Annotated in this window: 3 protein-coding genes; all 3 read right to left on the bottom strand. The window is 65.9% G+C overall.

Annotated elements, in window-relative coordinates:
* Positions 1-141: 141 nt before the first annotated feature.
* Complete coding sequence (locus tag AC628_RS39895; RefSeq protein ID WP_074132200.1) at positions 142-2328, bottom strand: xanthine dehydrogenase family protein molybdopterin-binding subunit; 2187 nt, start codon at positions 2326-2328, stop codon at positions 142-144.
* 22 nt (positions 2329-2350) lie between these two features.
* Positions 2351-2800, bottom strand: coding sequence for a (2Fe-2S)-binding protein (locus AC628_RS39900; RefSeq protein WP_074132198.1), 450 nt, complete (start codon positions 2798-2800; stop codon positions 2351-2353).
* A gap of 154 nt (positions 2801-2954) precedes the next feature.
* Positions 2955-4355, bottom strand: a complete 1401-nt coding sequence (locus tag AC628_RS39905) for an MFS transporter (protein ID WP_074132201.1) — start codon at positions 4353-4355, stop codon at positions 2955-2957.
* Positions 4356-4838 lie beyond the last annotated feature (483 nt).

Raw genomic sequence — 4838 nt, forward strand, 5'->3', positions numbered from 1 at the left:
CCGGACGCGCCAACGCCGCCGCCGCTGCGACGGCAGCGGCGCCACGCACCACATCCCTGCGCGTCTGATGACGCGTGACGGCCATGCACGACAATCCGGAAAAAGGAAGCGGCGGCCGCTGGGCCGCCGCTTCTGGTTTGATCAGGCGAAGGAGATGTTCTGGTTGCGCAGCGGGAAAGAGCGGATGCGCTTTCCGGTCGCCGCGAAATAGGCGTTCAGCACCGCCGGCGCCGCAACGCCGATGGTCGGCTCGCCGACGCCGCCCCAGAACCCGCCGCTCGGCACCATCACCGCTTCCACCTTCGGCATTTCGTTGATGCGCATCGAGTTGTAGGTGTCGAAATTGGTCTGCTCGATGCGACCGTCCTTCACGGTGCAGCCGCCGTAGAACAACGCGCTGAGGCCGTAGACGAAGGAGCCCGCGATCTGCCGCTCCACCTGCGCTGGATTGACGACGTAGCCCGGATCGGTGGAGGCGACGATGCGATGCACCTTGATCTTGCTGCCGTCGGTCACCGAGATCTCGGCGGCGCCGGCAACGTAGCTGCCATAGCCCATCACCTGCGCGATGCCGCGATAGACGCCCTGCGGCGCCGGCGTACCCCAGCCGATCTTCTCGGCCACGGCATTGAGCACGGCGAGATGCTTCGGGTGCTTGCCCATCAGCCTGCGGCGGAATTCGAGCGGGTCCTGGCCGGCGGCCAAGGCGAGCTCGTCCATGAAGCATTCCATGTAGATCGCGTTGTGATTGACGTTGACGCCGCGCCAGAAGCCCGGCGGGACGTGCGGGTTGCGCATCGAATGCTCGACCAGCAAATTCGGAACCGAATAGCCGATCGCGGCCTCGCCGGATTGCGCGACGCCCTGGAATGCGGCCGGGTCCATGCCGTTCTGCAGCGCTTCCGGGCGTACCGAGAACAGGATGGATTGGCCGGACAGCCGGTAGTGCAGCGCGACCAGATTGTTGTCGGCATCGAACGCGCCGGTCAGCTTGCACTGCGTGACCGGGTGATACTTGCCGTGCTGCATGTCCTCTTCGCGCGACCACAACAGCTTGACCGGCGTGCCCGGCATCTGCTTGGCGATCGCCACCGCCTGCCGCACATAGTCGGTCATGCCGCGCCGGCCGAAGCCGCCGCCGAGCATCAGCTTGTGCACGTCGACCTTCTCCGCCGGCAGGCCGGAGGCCTCGAGTGCTGCCGCAAACGCCGCCTCGCCGTTCTGCGTGCCGCACCACACCTCGCATTTATCAGGCGTGTAGAGCACGGTGGCGTTCATCGGCTCCATCGTGGCGTGGTTCTGGTAGGGGTAGCTGTAGACCGCTTCCACCTTCTTGGCCGCGCTCGCGATCGCGGCCTTTGCGTCGCCGTTCTGGTTGCCGACATAGGCCGGCTGCGCGTTGTCGAGCCCTTCGGCGAGCCACTTCGCGATCGTCTCGCTGGAGACCTTTGCGTTGTCGCCTTCGTCCCAGACGATCGGCAGCGCATCCAGTGCGGTCTTGGCGTGCCACCAGGTGTCGGCGACGACGGCAACCGCGCTGTCGCCCACCGGCACCACCTTCTTGACGCCCTTCATGCCGGCGATCTTGGCTTCGTCAAAGCTCTTCACCTTGCCGCCGAACACCGGGCAGTCCTTGATCGCGGCGTTCAGCATGCCCGGCAGCTTGACGTCGATGCCGTAGATCATCTTGCCGGTGGTCTTGTCCACGGTGTCGAGCCGCTTCAGGCCCTTGCCGGCGATGGTCCAGTCCTTCGGGTCCTTCAGCTTGACGTCGGCCGGCGGATCGAGCTTGGCGGCGGCTTCAGCGACCTTGCCGTAGGTCGTCGTCTTGCCCGATGCCGTGTGGGTGATGACGCCGTTGGAGACCTTGCACTCCGAAGCCGGCACCTTCCACTCGTTGGCGGCGGCCTGGATCAGCATTACGCGCGCGGTAGCGCCGCCCTTGCGGACATAGTCCTGCGAGGTGCGGATGCCGCGGCTGCCGCCGGTGGAGAAATCGCCCCAGGCGCGCTTGCGGGCGACGCTCTGGCCGGGTGTTGGATATTCGGTCGTGACCTTCGACCAGTCGCATTCCAGCTCCTCGGCGACGAGCTGGGCGAGGCCGGTCAGCGTGCCCTGGCCCATCTCGGAGCGGGCGATGCGGATCACCACGGTATCGTCGGGCCGGATCACGACCCAGGCATTGACTTCAGGCGCGCCGTCGGCCGCGCGCACCACGGAGGGGCCGCCGAACGGCAGATCGAGACCGAGCGCGAGGCCGGCGCCGGCGGTGGCCGTGCCGATCACGAAGGCGCGGCGGTTGAGTTTCGGCATGACGTGCTGGTTGATTTGCAGATTCATGGCTGCCTCCTCACGCGTTCGCGGCAGCATGGATCGCCTCGCGCACCTGCTGGAAGGTGCCGCAACGGCAGATATTGGTGATGGCGTCGTTGATGTCGTTGTCGTTCGGCTTCGGGTTTTCCTTCAACAGGGCCGCGACCGCCATGATCATGCCGCTCTGGCAATAGCCGCATTGCGGCACGTCGTTTGCGATCCAGGCGAGTTGCACCTTGTGCATCACGCCGTTGACCTCGAGACCCTCGATGGTGGTGATCTCCTTGCCGGCCACCTCACCGACCGTGACGCCGCAGGAGCGCATCGCGACTCCGTCGACATGCACCGTGCAGGCGCCGCATTGTGCAATGCCGCAGCCATATTTGGTCCCCGTCAGTCCGACATTCTCTCGAATCGCCCACAGCAGTGGCGTGTCGTCCTCGACGTCTACATTGATTGTCTTGCCGTTGATTTTGAGGTTTGCCATCGCTTTCCCCTGAATGGTCCAATCCTCCGATTGGACTTCGGCGCGATGTTGGCCTTGAACCTGGAGCGGTTCAAATCAAGAATATGCGCTTGCAGCGCGGAAGAGAGTTGATGCCGCGGTGTATGGTCGCGCCCCTGCGCGCGTTACATGCCTGTTATGTCTTTTGCGGTGAGACGACGGCCAAACGCAGGAAGCTCATCACGCTGCCGAGCGCGGCAAATCCGGCGCCCAGCGCCAGCGCCACGGTGGCGCCCTCACGGTCGGCCAACGCGAAGCAGAGCGCGGCGAGTGCGGCGCCGGTGGTCTGCCCGATCAGCCGCGCGGTCGCAACGATGCCGCTGGCGCTGCCGCTGCGATGCGACGGCGCGCTCGACATGATCGCCTTCATGTTGGGGGTCTGGAAGAAGCCGAAGCCGATGCCGCAGATCATGGTGCGCCAGACGATGTTGGCGACGCTCGGCTCCGGCGGCAGGGTCGCCAGCAGCACCATGCCAAGCCCGAGCAGCAGCATGCCGATGCCGCCGAGGATGCCGGCCGGATAGCGGTCGGACAGCCGGCCGCCGATCGGCGCCATGAAGGCAACCACCAGCGGCCAGGGCGTCATGAAGAAGCCGGTCTCGACCTGCGAGCGGTGCAGGATGTCCTCGAAGTAGAACGGCAGGGACACGAAGGCGAGGCCCTGCACAGCGAATGAGCAGACCGCGGTCGCGGCCGACAGCGCGAAGATCGGCCGGCGGAACAGGTCGATCGGCAGCATCGGCGCCGGATGATCGGCATGCCGCCGGGTCAGGATCCAGCCGAACAGGACAGCGCTGACCAGCTCGGCGATGACCAGCGCCGGCGCTGCCTTGTGCGCGGCGCTGCCGATGCCGATGATGAAGAGGCCGAGGCAGGCACAGGCCAGCGCGGCGCCGGTGAAGTCGAAGGTGTGTTTGGCGCGCGGTGTCGTCGGCAGCGTCCTCAGGCCGATCAGCAATGCGACGATGCCGAAGGGAAGGTTGACGGCGAACAGCCAGGGCCAGGTCCCGAGCGCGAGGATTCCGGAGGCAATCGTCGGCCCTAGCGTAAAGGCTGTTGCAACCACAAGCGCATTGTGGCCGAAGCCGCGACCGTGCATCCGGCTCGGATACACGAAGCGCACCAGCGCGGTGTTGACGCTCATCAGGCCGCTGGCGCCGAGGCCCTGCAGGGTTCGCGCGACCAGGAGGCTCGGCAGCGACCACGCCAGCGCACAGCCGAGTGACGCCAATGTGAACAGCAGGAGGCCACCGAGATAGATCCGCTGGTGGCCGACGATTTCGCCGAGCGCGCCGAGCGGCAGCAGCGTCGCGACCAGGGCGATCTGATAGACGTTGACGACCCAGACCACTTCCGCAGGGCTGACATGCAGATCGCTGGCGATCGCGGGCAGCGCGATGTTGGCGATCGCGGTGTCGAGCGAGGCCATCGCCAGCGCCGTGAAGATCGCGGCCACCGCCCAGCGGCGCCTTTCCCAAGGCAATCCATCGGTGATCGGCGCGGCTGCCGCGCCGGTGATCGGGGTCTTCTCGAGCATGCCTGAAAATGTCTCCGGGATCGCCATGTACTACGCCGGCATCCCGTTCCCCAGCCGCGCCATTGCATGATGCGTATGCGAAGCGGCCTTGCCGGGGCTCCGGCAGGCCGCGCGCAAATTCAGTGTCGTCCCGGCCTAGTGCGCAATTGCGCACGGGGGCCGGGACCCATAACCACCGATGCTGCTTGTTGCGCAACGCTGGTACGACGAGTCCCGTTGACAACGCTCGCCGCGGCGTATGGGTCCCGGCCTTCGCCGGGACGACGCCGGGGAAGGAGCCGTGGGCTTTCATTCTCCTCGGTCGTCTCTGGAATACTGGATCACCCGCATGCGCGGGTGATGACACCGAAATCGTGGCTGTTTGACAATCAATCCCGCTCTATCACCCGTCATCCTGAGCAACCGTTAGCTTGCGGGGTGCATCGGCTGCCACGGAGTGCCGCGAGCGACGACAGTATTGATGAAGATGAGGAGCTTACGGGC

The organism is Bradyrhizobium sp. NAS96.2 (genome assembly GCF_001908235.1).
In the GTDB taxonomy this organism is placed as follows: domain Bacteria; phylum Pseudomonadota; class Alphaproteobacteria; order Rhizobiales; family Xanthobacteraceae; genus Bradyrhizobium.